Here is a 21,180-nt window from a genome sequence, read left to right on the forward strand (position 1 = left end):
GCATCACTAATTGCATTAATAAATTTTTTAGAAGAAGTATTTCCTGTTGCAGCAATTACGTTTTGTTGATGTGGTGCATATACATCATTAATTTCTTCATTGGTTTCGGGAATAATATCCGGTTCATTAAAACCAATTTCCAAACCGTATTCTATTTCATGTTTAATTTCTTCTCTGAATAAATTATTTAATTCATCATTTAATATACCTGCTTCGCGTAAATACATTTCATAATTTACAACAGGATCTTTTTTGCCCCACAAATCAAATAATTCTTTCGGAACATATTTTACACCACTTGCTTCCTCATGTCCGCGCATTCTGAACGTCATACATTCCAGCAATACCGGTTTATTTTCGGTGATACAATAATTTCTGCATTCATTTAATACACGAACCATTTCCAGCAAATTATTGCCATCCACCGTTAATGCACGCATGCCATAACCAATACCTTTGTCGGCAATACGCTCACATAAAAATTGTTCGCTTGTGGGCGTGCTCAGTCCATATCCATTATTTTCAACAATAAAAATTACCGGTAATCCCCAAACGGCAGCAACGTTAAGTGACTCATGAAAATCGCCTTCACTTGTTCCACCTTCGCCTGAAAAACAACGGTTACTTTATTTTCCTTTTTCAATTTTGCAGCAAGCGCAATACCGTCGGCAACTGCCAATTGCGGACCTAAATGCGAAATCATACCAACAATGTGATATTCGTTTGTGCCGAAGTGAAAACTGCGTTCACGGCCCTTGCTGAAACCACTTTTTTGCCCTGCCACTGATTAAACAATTTCCCAAACGGAATGCCGCGACGGTAAACACGCCCAAATTGCGGTGCATCGGCAAAATATATTCATCAGCTTCAGCACATAAGGCACAGCGCAGGCAATCGCCTCCTGACCAATACCGCTGAACCACTTACTCACCTTGCCCTGACGCAGCAAATTGAGCATTTTTTCCTCTATCATGCGCGGCTTCAAAATCCGCTTGTATAAATCAAGCAATTGTTCATTACTCAGGCTACTTCTATCGTATTGCATTACGCGGCTAAAATGTTGTAAATCCGTGTCCATGCCGCAAAGTTACAACGAATTCGTCGCACCATGATACCCTTCATTAGTCTTAAAACAGGTCAGAAAAATATTTGGAGTAGCAACATCCCCCACACCAACGCAATCCCTACCGGCTCTCCACTCCAACAAACCTAAAAATCCCATTTTTACTCAAAATCGGCTGTTTCATTGGTACATCGGTACATTCACCCATTAGCACATTAGCTTGTTTGTTTCCGTTTCGATCCGGACTAGATGTTACTGAGTCGTAACTATTAAAAAAAAATGACCTTAGATTTAATTTTTAATCAATTGATTTACTTTACTGAGATAAAAATGTACCAATGTACCGATGTACCAATGTACCAATGGAACAGCCGATTTTGAGTGAAAATTTAATTCGAAGCGTTGATTTATAATTTGCAAAGGGTAACCACAGAGCCCTCGGAGAAACAGCGCACAAAGGTCGCGGAGAATTACGAGTTAAACTTTAATTATATTTTACAAATTAAATTTTAATCGTAACATTTAATTTAACGAATAATTCCTCTGTGCCCTTTGTGTGTATTTTCTCAGCGTTCTTTGTGGTAAAAAAAACAATACTCCATTAAAATATTTAAGTATAAATAATAACTCAAAACGATAAGGATTATCAAATTTAGTTGTGATAGAAACGATATAGTAATTTCTAGCCCCGATCGAAATGAAAACAAGCTAATGTACCAATTTGATGATGTACCGATGTACCAATGAAACAGCCGGTTATGAGGTTTATTTAAAATTAGCTGCTTGTTGCAATGAAGAGCGGGCAACGATTGTAATTGGCGTGGGGGATGTTGATGCTCCAAAATATTTTATTTTTATTTTATTTATAGAAATTAGCAATTAAAAAAGGGGAAACGCTCCTCTCGTTTACCCCTTTATCTGTCAGGCATGAAAAAAAACTGTTACATAAATATATTTCCCAATGGCGTAGTAAATTCGCGTTTGCTGCCATCCATATCAATTGCATAAACTACAACGGTGGGTTTCATTTTTGCAAATTCAATTCCCGTTTCATCGGGGCCATAAAATTGTAAATAACCATTTTGCTGAAAATGCTCCCACGAACAATCGGCAATTTTTGTTTTACCATTAAAAAATACAATTGACTGGATATAAGCCACCGGAAGCGTTAGCGCAATATGCGTTACTAATTTTGCAATTATGTGGTCAATATTTTTCCGGTTGAACATGTGTGCTGTTTACAAGGTCAAAAATGCACACCTTACCACGCAAAATCAAATACAAAAATGTTGCGCTATCAGCAACAGAAGTTTGCCGAATACGGAAAAATAAATCAGGAAACTGTCAGGAAGTCAGTAAAATCAACGCTTTCAGACAGTCAAAACATGCGACAAAAAACCAATACCTATCGCAGGCCGATAAAATTTGTTTGTAGAAAATATTAAAATCAGGAAGCCATTCGGTAACGAATTAAATGCTGATAAGGCAGTGACACAATAAAATCTTTTCCTTTTTCATCGGTGCGGTAATTTCAATTTCGCCATGCTGAATATCTGCGGCTTCGGTTCCCGTTTGAAAAATAAAACAACTGCTGTTATTATCCTGATGAAATGCCAATGCCAAACGTTTAGCTGCTTCTTCATGTTTTTCGCTCCAGAAACAGGCAGCAACAATTGTATTTTTTACAATAAATGATACCGAATTAATATATGCAATCGGATAATTAATAGCCACTCTGGTTACTATTCCCGGTAATATCGCTTTTAAATTTTCTATGCTCAACATAATCATGTGTTTTTTTGATGATTCAAAATTCAAGTATAAACAGATATCTTTCAAATACACATTTATTCTGTTTCCGTTGTTATATCTTATAATATAAACGAGCCAAAAACTGCACCCAAGCACAAAACCCTTACAAACATTGCTTATCGGCGCATTAATCAGCTTGCGAGATTGGGGACATAATTTTTACTTTTTCGAAAATTGTGTAACAATTCCACTAATTTAATGTGGCGAGTTGCCCCGAAATATCTTTAATTGCGGTTTCCTGCATATCGAGTTTTACGGCAGTCGCTGCTGTAATCAAATCGACTTTTGCGAAATATAATTTCCCTTCGGCAGAGCCCACGCCGGTAATTATTGCTTTTTCTCCTTGAGGCACATTATGAAAAACTAATTTTCCGTCACCATTATCGCTAGGTAATATCATTCCTTTTCGGTCGGTAAATATTAAAACAATTTCCGTTTTATAATCTTTAACAGCATCAACATATAATTCAACGGTAGGTTTATTATCTTCATAAAACTGATCACAATTTATCCAACCTAATCGCGTGGCCTGCAAAATAATTTTATTTGCATTAATTGTTTTATCCATAATTAATGTATCGTATGAAGTGCCTTCATTTTCGACCCAACGTTCGGTTACTTTAATGCGCTGACCTAATTTATTAAAGTCGAATTTGCTGCGCCATTTTTCAATTGTATCGCTCACAAATAATTTTGCACCGGAAATATTCCATACCTTATCAATTTCCGAAGGATTTGCCGCCGGCGTCCAGTTAACCACCTGTGTTCTTGCATTTTCATTACCATAAAATAAACCGAACCCGTCATTTTCTTCCCGCTCTGCAAACTGCACTTCCATTAAGGTTCCGCCTTTTAATCGCAAGGCATTATCGTTTCTCGAAGCTTCAATATTTATCATGCCCGCCGATTCCAACACCTGCCCGTTTGAAGTAGTAGTTAATTTTTGATTTATAATATCCAACATCGAATAATATTCGGTAATGGCAATTGTTACATCACCATTTGGCACACTACCATTTTCATAAACCAGACTATTTGCAGGGATTTTAATTCTTGTTCCTTCGGCAGCAGTAAATTCAATATCGCGATTGGGTTTAACAACAAAAACTTGTGGTTTTTTATTTCGTTGTGCCAATTTATAATCGGTCCATAAAATAATATCCACTCTTCTGTTCATTGCTTTTTCAGCTTCCGTTTTATTTTTATTTATCGCATTTGTTTCACCATAATATTTAGTTTCCACTGCATAACGATTACCATAAAACTTAGCACTCACATTCCCCACACGCGCTTCCGACAACGACATATTTGAAGCATCCGAACCATCAGGATCGGCATATCCTTTTAAAAACACCGCATTATAACTCGAATCCTTCGCCAAAGCCAAAAAATCATCAATGGTTAAAGCATCAGCAGGATTTAAATCGGCCTTGCCCTTTTCAAAATAAACAGAAAATGTAATTGGTTGTGATTGCGCAGATAATTCAAGTATACTAAACACAAACAAAGTAGCAATTAATATACGCATAGGTGTGAGTTTCCCCAACAAACGTTAAAAGCCAAAAATTTATTGTTACCCCCAATTCTATCAAAAAAAATTACACCCACCCTTAGCGCGCTTTGCTTCCCCCACATATGCGAGAAACATATCCTACCAAACCACATCATTCAATAAAAATACATCCTACAAAAACATCATCCCAAAAAACACACCCTACAAAAAAATCACATCCACCCTTCGCGCCCTTTGCCCTTTGCAGCTTTGCGAGAATCACCTCCTACCAAGAAACACATCTTACAAAAAAACATTCATCCGAAAAACACATCCTACAAAAAAACCACACCAACCCTTCGCGCCCTTTGCCCTTTGCGTCCTTCGCGAGAAACACATCATACAGAAACACATCCTTCCAAGAAAAACATTATAAAAAAAACACATCATACAAAAACATCTCCCCGAAAAAACCCACACCAACCCTTCGCGCCCTTTGCCCTTTGCGGCCTTCGCGAAAAAAAAAACACACAAACGGGAAAAAAACCCCCCGGAAAAAACCACAAAAAAAAAAAAAAACAATCCACATCATACAGAAACACATCCTTCCAAGAAACACATTATAAAAAAAACACATCATACAAAAACATCTTCCCGAAAAAAAACACACCAACCCTTCGCGCCCTTTGCCCTTTGCGGCCTTCGCGAGAAACACATCATACAGAAACACATCCTACGGAAACACACTTGTCCGAAAAACACATCCTACAGAAACACAGGCACCCGAAAAACACATCATCGCGAGAACCATCCCTATAGGACCCAAGTAACTACCAAATAAATAATTGAAATTTTAGCGAGCAACCAATCACTCCGTTGGTGGGAATTTTTCAGCCCACATTTTATTGAAAGACTTCGGCGCAATTTTAAACATCTCCCTCCGCTTACCCCATGAATTTTTAAACAACATTTTCAGCGCCATATTTTTTATCGATGGTGAAGGTTTCTCCATCGTTTTTCTATTCATCATTGAACGTCGCCATAGTTTCCAGACTGTTCGTTCAGTTAACGTGCTATATCCTTTTTCAACCGCTTCATTTCTATTATACAACAACAAACTATGCAACTCAATATTCATAGGACAAACCTCAGTGCAATTACCACATAAACTAGATGCATTACTTAAATGTTTGAACTCATCCATTCCCTTAAAATGCGGAGAAATAATTGACCCGATAGGTCCTGAATAAGTTGTGCCGTAGGTATGTCCGCCAATATTTTTATACACCGGACAAGCATTTAAACATGAGCCGCAACGAATACAATACAATGCTTCACGTTGTCTTTCTTCTGCCAATAATTTTGAGCGACCATTGTCTAACAATATCACATACATTTCTTCCGGTCCGTCGGCTTCAATTTCTTTTTTTGGTCCGGTGAAAATGGTATTATATACAGTTACTTTCTGACCCGTTCCAAACGTAGATAACAATGGCCAGAAAATATTTAAATCGTTTACACCGGTAAGCATTTTTTCGATACCCACCAATACAATATGTGTTTTAGGAAAACTGGTGCTTAATCTGCCATTACCTTCATTTTCGGTAACTGCAATGCCGCCGATATCCGGTAAAATAAAATTCGCACCGCTGAAACCAACATCTGCCTGCACATATTTTTGACGCAAATTTTTTCTTGCAACAAGTGTTAATTCCTGTGCAGTTAAATTTAAATCGGTACCGAGTTTTTCGTGAAACAATTTTGCCACATCGTCTTTACTTTTATGCATGGCAGGCGTAACAATATGGTAAGGTGCTTCACCATCTAACTGCTGAATATATTCACCTAAATCGGTTTCAACACTTTCAATATTATGTTCCTTTAAAAACTCATTCAGGTGAATTTCTTCGGTTGCCATACTTTTGGCTTTAACAGCCATGCGGGCACCTTTTTTTTGTAGAATTTTCAGTATTTCCTGCTGAGCTTCTTTTTCATCGTTAGCCCAAATTACTTTACCACCGTTAGCAGTGAAATTGGTTTCAAATTCGATAAGATACTTATCGAGATTTTCCATCACTTTCCACTTTATGTTTTTGGCTTTTTTGCGAACATACTCTAAATCGGCATATTGTTTTTTGCCTTTAATAACGGTAGCATTATACTTTCCGATATTAAACAACAACTTGCGTTTGTGTTCACTATCGAATGCTTTAGTATCCGCTTTTTGTAAAAATGTTTGTAGTAAATTAGACATGTGTTGTTCGCAACGGGACAAAAATACTACATATACATAGATATACGTCAATATCTTTCCACAGCATATATTTGATATGCCCAAAATAGTTCTATTTTTGATTTTCCATTATCCTGATTATGCTCAAAAGAATTACTACTGCTTTATGTTGTTTCGTGTTACCGACCATGGTTTTTGCATCAGGTGGTAACGATAATACTATAGATTTCGCAGGCATCCCCGTTGAATTTATCCTGTTTGGTTTAACCTTGCTGGGTATTGCTTTAATGCACAATCATGTATTAAAAGTGGCATTGAGCGGACTTGCAGCGGTTTTGATTCTTAAAATGGGGTTTTTAGATTTTAACCTGGTGCATCACTTGGAAGAAGAATGGAAGGTGTTACTTAATTTACTGGGCTTACTGCTCGGATTTGCCATATTGGCCAAACTTTTTGAAGATACCCATATTCCGAAGTTGCTGCCGAAAGTATTGCCCGACAACTGGACAGGGCCTTTTGTGTTGTTAATTTTTGTATTTCTGTTATCCTCATTTCTCGACAATATTGCTGCGGCTATGATTGGCGGAAGTGTTGCCCACGTGGTGTTTCGGGGCAAAGTGCATATTGGATATATCGCTGCAATTGTTGCTGCCAGTAACGGAGGCGGCTCCGGTTCAGTATTGGGGGACACTACTACTACCATGATTTGGATTGATGGTGTAAACCCAATAAATGTTATACATGCTTATGCTGCAGCAATCCCAGCCCTATTGTTTTTCGGGATTTTCGCGGCGATTTTGCAACATCGTTATCACCCAATGCTGAAAGGCAGATACCAGGCACCAAAAATTGATTATCGCAAGCTTATGGTTTGTGTGTTTATTTTGGGTGGAGCCATTGCTGCCAATTTTATGCTTGATTTTCCTGCTGCAGGGGTTTGGGCAGCTATTATTATAGGGGCGCTAATAACGCAAATTGAGTGGGAAGAGCTCCAAAAAGCTGTGCCCGGGACCATTTTTCTGCTCAGTCTCGTGCTAATGGCCTCTATGATGCCCGTAAATGCATTACCCCCTGCTTCGTGGCAGACTACCTTTGTTTTGGGCTTTATTTCCAGTGTTTTCGACAATATTCCACTTACCAAACTGGCACTTGATCAGGGTGGTTACGATTGGGGTGTGTTGGCCTATGCTGTTGGATTTGGGGGTAGTATGTTATGGTTTGGCTCCAGTGCCGGTGTGGCAATTACGAATATGTATCCGGAGGCAAAATCGGTTGGTGCCTGGTTAAAAGGCGGCTGGTTTGTAATTGTAGGTTATATAGTTGGATTTTCCATTTTGATGCTCACTTTTGGCTGGCATCCGCATGCACCACATAAAACTGCCGACACGCCGGAAACCGCGCTGTATATTGATTCCGTGACTTTTAACAAATAATCCGGTAATTAGCTATTGGGTTTTTACCTAATTTTAACGTTATAACAATCGTGCTGCAACTACTATTTAACCGTTCCAAAAAATTGAGCGACCTCAGCGATGAGGTGTTGCTGAGCGAGTATAAACGCTCGGGCGACAGTAAGTATGCAGGTGAAATTTTTAAGCGATATGCCCACCTGGTATTAGGGGTTTGTATGAAATACCTTAAAAACATGGATGAAGCCCAGGATACCACCATGATTGTGTTTGAAAAAATATTGGATGAGTTGAGGCAAACCGATGTGCAACATTTTAAGAGCTGGTTGTATATGGTAGCCAAAAACCAGTGTCTGATGCACTTGCGCAAGCAAAAAAGGCATGATATTGTTGAGTTAAAAACGGAAGTGGATGAAAATGATGAATCCGCATCTATGGAAAATGTGGCAATTGGGCATCTTGATGATGTAGATTTGAAAGAAATTCAGTTGCAGCAATTGGAAGAAGGCATAAAAACCCTGAATCCGGAGCAGCAGGAATGTATATCACTTTTTTACCTTCAGGATAAAAGTTATGTAGAGGTGGCAGAAATTACCGGCTACGATTTAAACAAGGTAAAAAGTTATATCCAAAACGGAAAACGCAATCTGAAAATTTATCTGGAAAAACGAAATGTCTGAACATAAATTACATATCGAAAAAGGTGGTTACATAAGTAAAGATTTAATGCTTGCTTATTTAAACGGTAATTTGTCGGATGCAGAAAAATTGCATGTTGAACAATTAATTGCCGGCGATGCATTTTTAGCCGATGCAATTGAAGGATTGCGCGGTGCAGATACTATTCAGATAGAACAAACCCTGAATACCATTTATAAAAATGTAGACACTGCAACCGGTGAACGCAAACCATTTACTATTTCTGCAGCAATAAGAAAATATGCAGCAGCAGCTATGATTCTGGTGTTTTTTGGTGTTACCTTTTTAATTATGAACCGCTTAAATAAGTCGACCCAGGATGCAGATATTGCACTGGAGCCGGATATCGAAAATAAAATTAATAGTACCGAAGTTAATGACGGAATGGGTGCCGGCGATACACAAATAATTGAAAATACCACTCCGGCAACATCAAAAAATAATGCTGATGAAATTACTAAAGTTCAAGCACAACAAATTCCGGTTAAATCTATTACTATTGAAAATGAAGGGTATGATGAAATTGCTTTAAATAAAGTAAGTGTTAATGAAGAAGTAGTTCAAGCTCCTACTGCTACCAGTCAACAAGAAGATTTATTTTCCGATAAGGCTGAACTGGATGATGCAAAAGATGAAGTGGTAACCACTTTATCCGGTGCATCAGATGGTGTATCCTACTCTTATACAACCGGTCCTGTGGTAATTGGTGAAGTTTTAACTGATACCGAAGCTGTTAAATTTGAATCAAAACAAGATAAAAAATCAAGTGGAAAAGTAACACCTGCAACAACTGCTGATTATGATGTTGCAATTACAGATTCTGTATCTGTTATTGTAGATAAAAAACCGGAGTATCCGGGAGGACTTGATGCACTCAATAAATATTTAGCAAATAAAATTGATCTCAGTAAAGTTGAAACATTTAATGGTACTTTATATGTAAGTTTTTCGCTGGATGCAAGTGGTAATGTATATGGTGCTGTAATTACAACAAGTATAAATGCCACCGTTGATGCTGCGGTTTTAAAAGCTATTCAGGGCATGCCAAAATGGAAGCCTGCAAGGAAAAATAATAAAACTGTTGGTGTGCAATTAAATATGCCAATTTATTTTACCAAAACGCCATAAATTATTACCTTTAGTGTGTTCACCATGCACCCTAAAGTAAAACTCATAATAAGTCTGCTCGTTTTTGTAATTACAATTTGTATTACTGCTGATATTGTATTTACCCGATACTTTACAAAAACAAATCCCGTTGCAGAATCAAACAAAATTTATCGTTTAGCGGAACAAAATTATCCGGATGAAATCCCCATTTTCGGGACTTCCAGAGCAGAAAAAGGATACTATTGTGATGCCATAGATTCGCATTGTTATAATTATGGATTCCCCAACCAGAGTTTTGATATAACTGCCTTGCTTTTGCAATTTGAGTTGGCAAAAAATAAAACAACGCCTATTTTAATTGATGTGCATCACGATTTTTTTCAGCATGATGCGAAAGTCAATATTAATTTAAATACGTATTTACCATTTGTAAATTCAAATGCGGCAGTTACCACTTTTTTACAAGAAAACAACCGATTAAAGCCTTACCATTATATACCCGGAACCCGTTATTTCGGTGCATATACCACTTACCTGGAACCGATAGTTGAAAATAAATTTGGCATAGGCAAGGCGGTTTACGTTAAAGGAAGTGTACTAGATACAAAAAAAGGTGATGGCAGTGCAATTCAAAAAAGAATTCAAACGCGTTTGGAAAAGAAATTACAATTTGAACTAATACCTGAAAAAGATAGCGTATTGCAAAGTTTAATTCAATTACATCCAAATCGAAAATTTGTTTTTGTGGTTAGCCCTTATCACTGGAGTGCTAAATCAACTGTTGCCAATTTTGATGAGCTGTTAAGTTATTTCAAAAGTTTAGAAACTAAATTCCCGAATGTACGTTTTATTTATTTTAATACCGATAATTATGATGACAGTTACTTTAAGGATACAGTGCATCTAAATGAAACAGGAGCTCAAGTATTTTCTGCAGAATTACATAATCAGTTAAAGGAAAAGGGGATTCTTTAATTTCTTCCGGCCATATCTTCTTCCCGCATCAAACGTTTTAAAACTTTTCCGGATGGGCTTTTTGCCAATGTTGTCACGAAATGAAAAACACTTGGAACTTTAAAAGGTGCAAGATTTTTTTTGCAATGATTTAATATATCTAATTCAGTTGCTGATGCGTTTTTCTTTAATACTATTCTGGCTCTTACTTTTTCTTCACTTAAACTATCGGGAATTCCATAAACAGCAACTTCTTCAACATAGGGTAATTCCAAAATAATATTTTCCACCTCGCTCGGATATACATTTTCGCCTTTAACAATAACCATATCTTTTATCCGGTCAACTATGTAGTATAATCCGTTTTCATCGCACATGCCAACATCACCGGTATAAAACCATCCATCCTGTAAAACACTTGCTGTTAACTCGGGTTTGTTATAATAGCCTAACATTACATTCGGGCCTTTTACTGCTATCTCGCCCAAAATATTTGGCTCAACAATACGATGTTCACCATCGCATATTTTAATTTGCACATTGGCAACAGGTATTCCAATACTTCCGGGAAAATATTTCCCTCTAGGCACATAACTGGCAAATGGCGACGTTTCAGTTAAACCATAACCTTGGTAAATTGGTCTGTTAAAACGATTTTCCCAACTGATTTCTGTTTCTAATGCTAATTTGGATGCGGCGGAAAAAAAGTAAGTTGTATTATCAAAAACAGTATCCTCAGTTAATTCCTTTAATAATAAATTATAAATAAAAGGAACTGCAAAAAACAAAGTGATATTATCTTCCTTTAAAATTTGAATTAAGGCCGGTAATGAAAATTTTCGCATGATGAACATGGATGCTCCGGCGCTGGTAATACAATTTAAAATGGCATTTAATCCAAAACAATGTGATAATGGCAAAAACAATACAGTCCTGTCGTTTGAATTGATTTCATAACAGGTTTTTGCTGCCTCCATATTAGTTCTGATATTATTATGCGATAACAAAACGCCTTTAGCTAAACCGGTAGTTCCGGACGAATACAAAATTCCCAGCGGGTCATCGGGAAGTACTTCAACAATATTATTTGATGTTGCAGTTTCAGGTATAAAAGTCCATGAGCCTGTTTCAACTAATTCATTATCTTCAATTATCAATGATGGTCCCTCAAATAATACCTCTCCGGCAAGATTATCTAATACCGATTTATGTTGAATAAAAAACACGGGTTTACAATCCTCAATAATTTCTTTTACCTCTCTTGCTTTTAGTGTAAAACCAACCGGAACAATTACTGCGCCTAATCGGATTACTGCATTATAAAAGAGTATGAAATCAATCGAGTTCAGCATTTGTGTAACAACGCGGTCACCTTTTTTAATACCCTTTTGTTGTAATAGGGAAGTACAACGTTGCACCAGGTTTTCAGTATTACCATAAGTAAAATCAATACCCTGGTCTGTAATAAAACAATTATTTGCGTTTATTATACTTTGTTCCTGTATTAATGTACTGATATTCATAGCTTGCGTTTCAGTCATTATAATAGCATTGCAAATTATCCATTAATGTTTCCGCTGCGTCACACAACAAACCATTATTTACAATATCGTGATCAATTAACTCAATAAATTCATCCATTGGAAATCCATTGTCGTTATAAACCAATGGTAAATTAGGATCAAGGTTTTTATTACAGATTGAGCGTATTGCATGATAGGTTTTGCGGGTTGCTGCTGATAAATAATCATCTGCATTTATAGCACCCGCATTTTTTAGAATACGCAAATCAACAGCTTGCACTGCAAATATGAGCGAAATGGCAATATATTTTCTGAATAATTCAATCGATTTTTTTGTCAGCATGGATGAATTAAATCCCTGACTATTAATATTTTGATTAAACTGTTCGGCATGTGTCGGGAATTTATCTGCAATGGAATTACCATAAAATAATAACAAAGGCATAATCGAATTTCCTGAAATTTGTAATCCTTTTAAGCCCATGTTCACGCGGTTTCCGGCATTTCCTGAAAGTGAGGATGGTAATCCACCATTAAATTCCGGCATCACCAACATGGCAATTTGCGCATCAAGATGTTTGGCAATTAATCCGATATAATTACGCACCTGGTCCATTCCGATAGCAATATACTCGCCTAAAAAGTTACCACCATGCATAATCCGGAAGTTTTCGATATCGATAAGCGGATTATCGGTTACAGCATTGGCTTCTATTTCAACATTTTTGGTAACAGTTTTAAATCCGTCAATTACAGGTCCTAAAAATTGCGGAATACAACGAATACTATATCTATCCTGATACAATTTATTTTCATCATTTATTACATCACCGTTTTTGCGAATCAATTTTGAACCGTCAAGTAATTCATTAATTTTTTCGGCAATAAATATTTGACCTGCATGTGGTTTGTGTTGATGTGTAAATTCATCGAACGGCTGAATAGATGCATTTAGTGCCTGCATCATCAGCGCATGTGCGTGCAGTGATAATGCAAATAATTTATTTAACTCAACCATGTTTACTGATGCAATACCTGTTAACATAGCAGTACTGTTTACTAATGCAAGTCCTTCTTTGGGATGTAATTTAATGCGCTCCAGGTTAAATCTCGCAATTATTTCATTCAAGCCCCTTTGCTCACCTAAATAACTTACGTTGAAACAATCGGCTAATCCGATAACAGCACCGGCTACTGAGGCTAATGGCACGAGGTCGCCACTGGCGCCAATTGATCCTAACTCGCGAACGCGTGGTGTTATGTTGTTATTAATAAAAAAGGCATATCGCTCAATAATTTCAAAACGAATTCCGCTCACGCCTTTTAACAATGCATTCATTAAAATAACCATTGCCGCGCGCACATATACATCATCCAAATAATCGCCGGCTCCTGATTTTAAAAAGAATAACAAATTAGTTTGCAGTTGTTGTGTTTCTTCGTGGGACAATAATTGGTTGGCCATTCCGCCAAACGGTGTGTTTACCCCATAAATGGGTTTACCGTTTAGGGCACTGTGCTGGATGTAATCATAACTCTGTTGGATTTTTTCCAAAATAGCCGGATCGGTGGGTAATACCACACCGGATTTGTTTTGAGCAATTGTTACAATTTTCTGAATTGTAAGATAATCGCCTTGTACAGGGACTTTTGCCATTGCTGGCTTTAAGTGTTTAGATGCCGGGTTGCGCATAAGATGGTTTGATGGGTGTGATGAAATGGGATTCTAAGTTAATAAATTATATATATGTTATTTGTTAAAATTTTTATTCAACATTATTTTAAATTAATCATATCCTATTTTAATGGCAATACTTCCTTGTGGATGTTTATTATCGTGCATTAATTGTAATGCAGTTGGTAATTCATGAAAAGAAAATGTTGCTCCTAAAACGGGATTAATAATTTTTTTGATAATTAAATTATTCAGTGCAATACATTCTTCTAAATTAGCGTAATGCGAACCCTGAATACGTTTATTATTTAACCATAAATAGCGCAAGTCGAAGGTACCTGCATAACCCGTAGTTCCTGCACAAGTAACTACCATTCCATTTTTATCGCATACGTATAAAGATGTAGGAAATGTATCTTCACCCGGATGTTCGATGACAATTTTAGGTAATCGTCCGCCTGTTAAATTCAATAAATCCTTAAAAAAAGGTTTCACTTCGTTGCGCCATTTATCTTGTGTTTCAGGCAATACATCGTTGCTGCCTATAGCACCCCAATGCGAATACTCAGAACGATTTAAAGCGAGTGCCCCCAATTCGTTACAAAACACCATTTTTTCGTGATTATTTACTAGGGCTACCGGAATTGCACCGGCTGCTTTTACTAACTGAATTGCCATTGCACCTAAACCACCACTTCCACCCCAAATCAATACAACATCATTTTGTTTTAAGGTATGTGGTTCATAATGATTTAACATTCTGTATGCTGTAACGCCGCTTACCATATACACTGCAGCTGCATCCCAATTTAAATGATTTGGTTTTGGTAAACACTGAAAATATTTTACTTTACAAAATTGTGCATAGCTGCCGAAATTAGTTTCATATCCCCAAGCTCTAAACGATTTACTTATAGTAATATCACCACCTGATTTTACATATTCATCATTTTCATCATACCATCCACCTTGAATCACTACCGCATCACCAACATTAACATTTGTTACATTTTTCCCGATTTTATAAACAATACCGGAACAATCGGAGCCCGGAATATAATAGGGTAAATTCGATTCATTTCTTTGCGCCATCAATGCCATCATATCAACAGGATATGCTCTTGCTGCCCAAACAGAATTATAATTTAATCCGGCAGCCATTACCGCAACCAACACTTCATTATCCGCTATTTCAGGCACAGGAACTACCTCTGCTTCAAAAGCAGTTTTAGGTTCGCCGTAACGATTAGCACGCAGTGTTTGTGCATACATTAGTTCTGGCACCTGACCTAACTCGGGTAATTTACCTATCGGGATTAATTCCATTAGTTAATTCTTCTTTTTTTATCCTGCCAATATTTTTCACGCAATAATTTCCTTAATACTTTTCCGGTTGGGTTGCGCGGTAAAGTTTCAATTATTTCCAATACCACCGGCAATTTATATTCGGGTAATTTATTTTTTGCCCAATTGCGCAATTCTGTATTTGTTAATACGCCGTCTTTTAGGACTGCAACTACACCAACAGCTTCACCATAAACATCATGTGGAACTCCAATTACAGCAACTTCTTTTATTTGCGGATGTAATAACAGATGTTGTTCAATTTCAGCAGGATAAATATTTTGCCCTTTCGATATGAGCATATCATTTTTTCTGTCTACCAGAAACAAATAACCTTCATGATTTAAAAAACCCATATCGCCGGTAATAAACCAACCATCAGAAGAAAATATTTTATCATTTTCCGGTTTTGGGTTTTTATATCCCATGGCTACAACATCACCTTTTAAACATACTTCGCCAATTGTTTCGACAGGTAATATATTACCGTCATCATCAATAATTTTTACAGATACGCCATCATAAGGTGTTCCTGCAGAATTTAGTAAAGCTTTTAATTCCGGTTTATCAGCAACTAAAATGCGCAAGTGGTCGTCGAAACGCAGTGCAGTAGCAATACCGCTGGTTTCGGTTAATCCGTAACCTTGTGTGAAATTACATTTAAAAGTAGCGTAACAAATTTCAAGTTGCGCAGCTTCAATTGGCGAACCACCGTATTGAATATTTTGTAATGAAGATAAATTATACTGATGCACTTCTTCCATGCTACAAATAATCTTCATCATAATTGGTGCTAAAAATGTATTCGTAATTTTGTATTTATCAATCAGGCGCATCACTTCAATCGGGTCAAACATTTTTAATAACACATTTGTGCATCCGGTAAAAATTCCGAATATAAAATAACCAATGCCCACAACAGCATACCATGGGCCCGCAACTAAATTTACTGATGCCGGTCCGAACAACGGTGTTTCGCTGCGCAATGCATAATACATGGCAAAAACATTTTTATTGCTGAGCATTACACCTTTGGGATTTCCCGTTGTTCCGGAAGTATAAATTAATAATGCCTGATCATTCAAATTTAATTGCGGAAGTAAATCAGGGTTAATTGTTTGTGTATTATGTATTTCGTTAAATAATGTTTTAATTTCAATTACTTTGCCTTTATAATCTTTCACCACTTGGTTTGCAGTCTGTTCAAAAGCCTGTCCGTAACAAAACATTTTACTATCAGCATCGTCAATTATAAACCGCATTTCATCAGGGTTTAAGCGCCAGTTAATGGAAACCGGGATAATTCCTGCTAATAAACAACCATTTACAATATGTACATATTCAGCATTATTAATATCCAGCAAAGCAATATGCTCCCCTTGTTTAAATTCGTTTTGGTTCAACCATGCTGCAGCACGCAATGCATATGCATATATCTCAGCATACGTATACGAAACATCATTGCTGATTAAGGCAATTCGCTCTGCATGTGTATGCGCTCTGAATTTTAATATTTCGCTAAATAGTTGAATCATTTTAGTTAATATATTGCCAGGCTAAATGATTTCCTCCGTTAACGGGTAACGTAATTCCGGTTATAAATCCTGCCTGCGGCGATGCTAAAAAATTTACAGCAGCCGCTATATCATCCGGCGAACCAATTTTATGCATTACATTTTCTTTTTTTCTTTTTTCCATTTCTTCAGGGATATAATTTTGTAATACGGTTGGTGTTGCAATTAAACCCGGTGCAATAATATTTGCAGTAATATTATTTTTGCCTTCTTCACTAGCAAGGGTGCGTAAACAATTTTCCAATACCCCTTTTTGCATATTATAAACTGACATGCCCGGAACCCCTAAATGTGGCGACATGCTGCTGATTCCAATCCATCTTCCATATTGCTGATTGCGCTGGAATTGAATTACTTCAGGCATAATACAGAACAAATGTTTTATATTTTCAGTAATACTTTTTTCTTGTATACCTGCAGCAAGTTGTTGCAATTTTTTTCTGGGGGGATTAGAATTTAAGTTACATACTACAATATGTGGCATACCATTTTGTTGCAGGCATGCCAATAATTTTTCGCACCCGGCATCAGAAATTAAATCGGCTTGCAGTGTAATATGTTTGGCATTATTTAGGGCAGATGAAATTTCATTTAAATGATGTTCATTTCTGCTAACGGCAATAATTTTATATCCTGCATCAGCAAGTTGCAATGCAATTGATTTGCCAATTCCGCTTCCGGCTCCGGTTATGAGTGCTGTATAATTGTTTTCTGTTTTCATGCGGCCGGTACTTTATAAATTGCTGCACCTCCGGCATATCCGGATGCTGCGGTTACAAATAAAACAAGTTTCCCTGGTTGTAATTTATTTTTTGTTATTGCCTGATGTAAGGTAATAGGTAAGGTACCCGAAATAGTATTAGCAGCAGTATCGATACTAACTTCCATTTTTTCAATATCAATTCCCATCGCATTGGCAACTCCCTTCATAATAATATAATTTGCCTGATGTGGAATTAAAATATCAATATCATTCGGTCGGATGCCATAAGTGGCACATACTTTTTTTCCGATATTGGCCATAATTTCCACTGAAATTTCCACCATACGTTTTCCGGAAATCGTCATGAGTGTTCCGTGCAAACCTTTTGTTACAGTTTCGATACTTGCAGGCATTGCACTGCCACCTGCAGGAACATAAATATTTTTTAATCCGGAACCATCGGCAAATAATTCACTTACCATAAATCCCGAATCATAATCGCCGCGGGTTAAAATAACTGCCCCGGCGCCATCGCCAAAAATGGGACAAAATTTTGGGTCGTCTTTTCTTACAAAACGTGTTTTAATATCTGCACCAATTACACAAACATATTGCATACCTGTTGCAATTAATCGGATTCCATGATCCAGGGCATACATAAAACTTGCGCAACTTTCAGTTGTATCACCAACAGGACAAGTAGCACCTATTAAATATTGCACATTGCACGATGCAGCAGTATTAGTGTAATCGGGAGTTGATGTGCCCAATAAAATACGGTCGAGTTGTTTTGCCGTTATACCCGCATTATCCAAGGCCATTTGTGCTGCTTTAGCTGCGATATGGCTGGTTGCAATATCATCGGGAGCAATATGTCTGGTTTTTATTCCGATTTTATCGCGCACCATGGCAATATCAAAATCCAGATTCAGTCTTTTGCTCAATTCTTCCGTTGTAACCGGTTCACCCGGTAAACAAATTCCACTGCCTATAATTTTAACGCCCCAGCCTTTCATTTTATTTATACATTTAATATTAAGCCGCCGTAAGAAATTCCGCCACCTACAGCAAGCAGCATTAATTTTTTATTTTGGATTATTTCCCATTGCTGATATGCTGCATCCAATGCAAGTAAAACACCTACAGAACCGCAATTTGCATAATCTTTAATTACATCGACAGTATTTTCGCGCGCAATTCCTGAAGAAGCAATGGCATAGTCCAGTATTTTTTTATTTACCTGATGCGGTATTAAATAGTCAATATCACTTTTTGTTAATCCTGAACTTTGATATAATAATTGTGGAATTTCCTGCCAGGCCTGCTGAATAATTTGATCTGTTTCTTTTGACATTTTCATATCATAACCATTGGCATTCAAATCATCCTGATTAGGTGGCAGTAAACCCTGACTGCCCATTACGCCGGAATAAGTACCATCTGCCCCTAAAAAGGCAGCACCAATACCTGAGTTATCATTCGCTCTAGTTAAAATTAATGCAGCACCGGCATCTCCTACAGCATAAATAAGATTTCCTTCTTTGTCGGTAACTTTTGTTGGTGTTTCACCCGCTGTAATCAGCACATTACGGGCACCTGAACGAATAAATTGCGCCGCCAAAACTATCGCATAGATTACAGAAGCGCAACCGGTTTTTATTTCCATAGCAGGGCAGCTTAAGCCAAGTTTTCCTGCAACATAAGTGCCTGTAGAATTTGTATAAAATGGTGAGGTAACCGTTACCGAAATTACCATATCAATGGTATCGGGTAAAATATTACTTTCACGAATTACTTTTTGCGCTGCTTTAATCATTAAATCGGCAGCAGTAAGTTCATTTTTTACAATTGGCGTTCCGGGCACGTGACTCCAGTATCTGCTTTCATAACCAAGCGTATTTTTAATAAAATCGGAGTCGTAATTTTTATCAGCAAATATTTTCTCCCAATCAGGTCCACATAATAATTCATGTATTGCAGTATTACTAACCAGTTGCATCCCATCGGGAAAAGCAGTAGCAACACGTTTAATGGTAACGCCGTTTAACTGATTAAAATATCTGCCGTTGATACTCATAAAGTCACTTTCTTTTCAATGATGTTCAATAAATCACCAATAGTTTTTAATTGCATTAATTCGGCGGTATCTATATTGATATTAAATAACTTTTCTATACGTGCTATTAAAATTACATGATTAATAGAATCCCATTTGTCAAAATCGGCTGCAGAATGGGCAGGTTGCAGGATTAAACCATTGTCGTTAAACACCTTGCGGAAAACAGGGGTAATTTGTTGTAGAATTTCAGTCTGGGTCATAGTATAATACTCCCCACTCATTGGACCAGTGGGTTCGTTTGCTAAGGTAATAAATAATTTTATCATGCTGCCTTTTTTTTCATAGATTGTTCAAACATTTTATTGGGTGATATATTGATTGACTGGTGCGTTTTTTGATGATAGTATGCGATATAATCTTGTAATCCTTTAAAGAGCTCAAGGCCTGTATCGGAAGGATTTAAATAGATGTAATTATATTTAATATTTTTCCAAAAACGTTCTATCCAGATATTGTCTGTTGCTCGACCTTTCCCATCCATGGAGATTTTTATGTTTTCTGTTTCAAGATAAGTTGTCCATGCATGGCTAGTGTATTGGGACCCTTGGTCGGAGTTGATGATTTCCGGCTTGCCATTTTCTAATATTGCATCCTTCAGCACATCCAGGCACCATTTTTTCGACATCGTATTACTAATTCCCCATCCCATGATTTTCCGGCTATAAACATCAATAAATGCTGTCATATACATAAAACCCTTTGCCATTGGGATGTAAGTAATATCTGTGCACCAAACCTGGTTGGCTCGCGTGATTTCAATTCCGCGGAGCAAATAGGGCTTCACAAATTCTTTTAGAGCTCCTTTGGTGAGATTTTTTTTCCGGTAGATGGCTTCATATCCCATTAGCCTGAATAACCGTCTGATGCGCTTGGGACCAACCGGAAAACCTTTTTCCTTGAGCCAATATACCATGGACAATACCCCTTCTGTTGGATGTTGTATAAGATGATTGTCCATTAGGTTCATCATCTGTATATTTTCTGGTTTTTCCTCCACCGGTGCATAATAAAGCGAACTTCTTGGCACTGAAAGCAACTCACATTGATTTCGAATGGACAACTGCTTGTGATGTTGATCTACCATTTCAATTCGCTGTCCGGAATCCCCAATTTCCGTGCACTTTTTTTTAAAAAGTCATTCTCGACCTTCAAATGGCCAATCTGCGCATACAGCTTCTCTATCTCAACTGAGGACTCTGTTTGCTCAGGATCTTGTTTTCCCTTAAATACAGTAGAAAGATTTTCTAATGCCTCTGACTTCCACTTTGCTATTGTTACTGCATTTACCTGATACTGTTGGCTTAATTGAGCCATTGTTTTTTGATTCTTAATGGCCTCCAAAGCAACCTTGGCCTTGAAGTCCGCACTGAAGGTGCGCCTTGTTCTTTTTGTCATAAGGTTTAGTAAATTTATGATTGTTTTTTTAACTAAACCCATGGTCTAGGTTTTGGGGAGTATTATACCGGATTG

Annotated in this window: 18 protein-coding genes and 1 pseudogene; 4 read left to right on the top strand and 15 right to left on the bottom strand. The window is 37.2% G+C overall.

Annotated features, from left to right (window positions below; genetic code table 11):
• The 5 genes and pseudogenes from IPI65_01645 to IPI65_01665 form a co-directional block, all read right to left on the bottom strand.
• Positions 1–1,045: pseudogene (locus IPI65_01645) on the bottom strand (thiamine pyrophosphate-dependent dehydrogenase E1 component subunit alpha).
• A gap of 959 nt (positions 1,046–2,004) precedes the next feature.
• Entirely contained in the window at positions 2,005–2,292 is a 288-nt protein-coding gene (locus tag IPI65_01650) for a hypothetical protein (protein ID MBK7440261.1), read from the bottom strand.
• 241 nt (positions 2,293–2,533) lie between these two features.
• Positions 2,534–2,848: a hypothetical protein gene (locus IPI65_01655; protein MBK7440262.1), complete on the bottom strand. Its 315-nt coding sequence runs from the start codon at positions 2,846–2,848 to the stop codon at positions 2,534–2,536.
• A 217-nt stretch (positions 2,849–3,065) separates the two neighbouring features.
• On the bottom strand, positions 3,066–4,403 hold the full coding sequence (locus tag IPI65_01660) for an OmpA family protein (protein ID MBK7440263.1): 1,338 nt from the start codon (positions 4,401–4,403) through the stop codon (positions 3,066–3,068).
• A gap of 832 nt (positions 4,404–5,235) precedes the next feature.
• Entirely contained in the window at positions 5,236–6,621 is a 1,386-nt protein-coding gene (locus IPI65_01665; protein MBK7440264.1) for an iron-sulfur cluster-binding protein, read from the bottom strand.
• 167 nt (positions 6,622–6,788) lie between these two features.
• Between IPI65_01665 and IPI65_01670 the strand changes: the two genes are divergently transcribed.
• The 4 genes from IPI65_01670 to IPI65_01685 all read left to right on the top strand — a co-directional run bounded on the left by IPI65_01670 (position 6,789) and on the right by IPI65_01685 (position 10,793).
• Positions 6,789–8,033 carry a citrate transporter gene (locus IPI65_01670; GenBank protein MBK7440265.1) on the top strand — a complete coding sequence of 415 codons (1,245 nt, stop codon included), beginning with the start codon at positions 6,789–6,791 and terminating at the stop codon, positions 8,031–8,033.
• 194 nt (positions 8,034–8,227) lie between these two features.
• Positions 8,228–8,689, top strand: a complete 462-nt coding sequence (locus tag IPI65_01675) for an RNA polymerase sigma factor (protein ID MBK7440266.1) — start codon at positions 8,228–8,230, stop codon at positions 8,687–8,689.
• Complete coding sequence (locus tag IPI65_01680) at positions 8,682–9,836, top strand: energy transducer TonB (GenBank protein ID MBK7440267.1); 1,155 nt, start codon at positions 8,682–8,684, stop codon at positions 9,834–9,836. Before IPI65_01675 ends, IPI65_01680 begins: the two co-directional genes overlap by 8 nt.
• 24 nt (positions 9,837–9,860) lie before the next feature.
• Positions 9,861–10,793 carry a hypothetical protein gene (locus tag IPI65_01685; GenBank protein MBK7440268.1) on the top strand — a complete coding sequence of 311 codons (933 nt, stop codon included), beginning with the start codon at positions 9,861–9,863 and terminating at the stop codon, positions 10,791–10,793.
• On the opposite strand, the gene IPI65_01690 is transcribed toward IPI65_01685, so the two are convergent.
• The 10 genes from IPI65_01690 to IPI65_01735 form a co-directional block, all read right to left on the bottom strand.
• Positions 10,790–12,295 (bottom strand): AMP-binding protein, encoded by a 1,506-nt coding sequence (locus IPI65_01690; GenBank protein MBK7440269.1) that lies wholly within the window; start codon positions 12,293–12,295, stop codon positions 10,790–10,792. The genes IPI65_01685 and IPI65_01690 overlap by 4 nt on opposite strands.
• Before the next feature lie 10 nt (positions 12,296–12,305).
• Positions 12,306–13,952: an aromatic amino acid lyase gene (locus tag IPI65_01695; GenBank protein ID MBK7440270.1), complete on the bottom strand. Its 1,647-nt coding sequence runs from the start codon at positions 13,950–13,952 to the stop codon at positions 12,306–12,308.
• Between the two features lie 129 nt (positions 13,953–14,081).
• Positions 14,082–15,296, bottom strand: a complete 1,215-nt coding sequence (ccrA, locus tag IPI65_01700) for a crotonyl-CoA carboxylase/reductase (GenBank protein ID MBK7440271.1) — start codon at positions 15,294–15,296, stop codon at positions 14,082–14,084.
• Positions 15,296–16,849 (bottom strand): AMP-binding protein, encoded by a 1,554-nt coding sequence (locus IPI65_01705; protein MBK7440272.1) that lies wholly within the window; start codon positions 16,847–16,849, stop codon positions 15,296–15,298. Before IPI65_01705 ends, ccrA begins: the two co-directional genes overlap by 1 nt.
• A gap of 1 nt (position 16,850) precedes the next feature.
• Positions 16,851–17,609, bottom strand: coding sequence for an SDR family oxidoreductase (locus IPI65_01710; protein MBK7440273.1), 759 nt, complete (start codon positions 17,607–17,609; stop codon positions 16,851–16,853).
• Positions 17,606–18,607 (bottom strand): ketoacyl-ACP synthase III, encoded by a 1,002-nt coding sequence (locus tag IPI65_01715; GenBank protein MBK7440274.1) that lies wholly within the window; start codon positions 18,605–18,607, stop codon positions 17,606–17,608. Before IPI65_01715 ends, IPI65_01710 begins: the two co-directional genes overlap by 4 nt.
• 5 nt (positions 18,608–18,612) lie before the next feature.
• Positions 18,613–19,668, bottom strand: coding sequence for a hypothetical protein (locus IPI65_01720; GenBank protein ID MBK7440275.1), 1,056 nt, complete (start codon positions 19,666–19,668; stop codon positions 18,613–18,615).
• A complete protein-coding gene (locus IPI65_01725) occupies positions 19,665–19,976 on the bottom strand; it encodes an acyl carrier protein (protein ID MBK7440276.1) in 312 nt (103 codons plus the stop codon). Before IPI65_01725 ends, IPI65_01720 begins: the two co-directional genes overlap by 4 nt.
• Entirely contained in the window at positions 19,973–20,794 is an 822-nt protein-coding gene (locus IPI65_01730; protein ID MBK7440277.1) for an IS3 family transposase, read from the bottom strand. Before IPI65_01730 ends, IPI65_01725 begins: the two co-directional genes overlap by 4 nt.
• Entirely contained in the window at positions 20,788–21,147 is a 360-nt protein-coding gene (locus IPI65_01735) for a transposase (GenBank protein ID MBK7440278.1), read from the bottom strand. Before IPI65_01735 ends, IPI65_01730 begins: the two co-directional genes overlap by 7 nt.
• Between the last annotated feature and the right edge of the window lie 33 nt (positions 21,148–21,180).

The sequence above is a fragment of the Bacteroidota bacterium genome, assembly GCA_016706255.1.
Lineage (GTDB): Bacteria > Bacteroidota > Bacteroidia > Chitinophagales > BACL12 > UBA7236.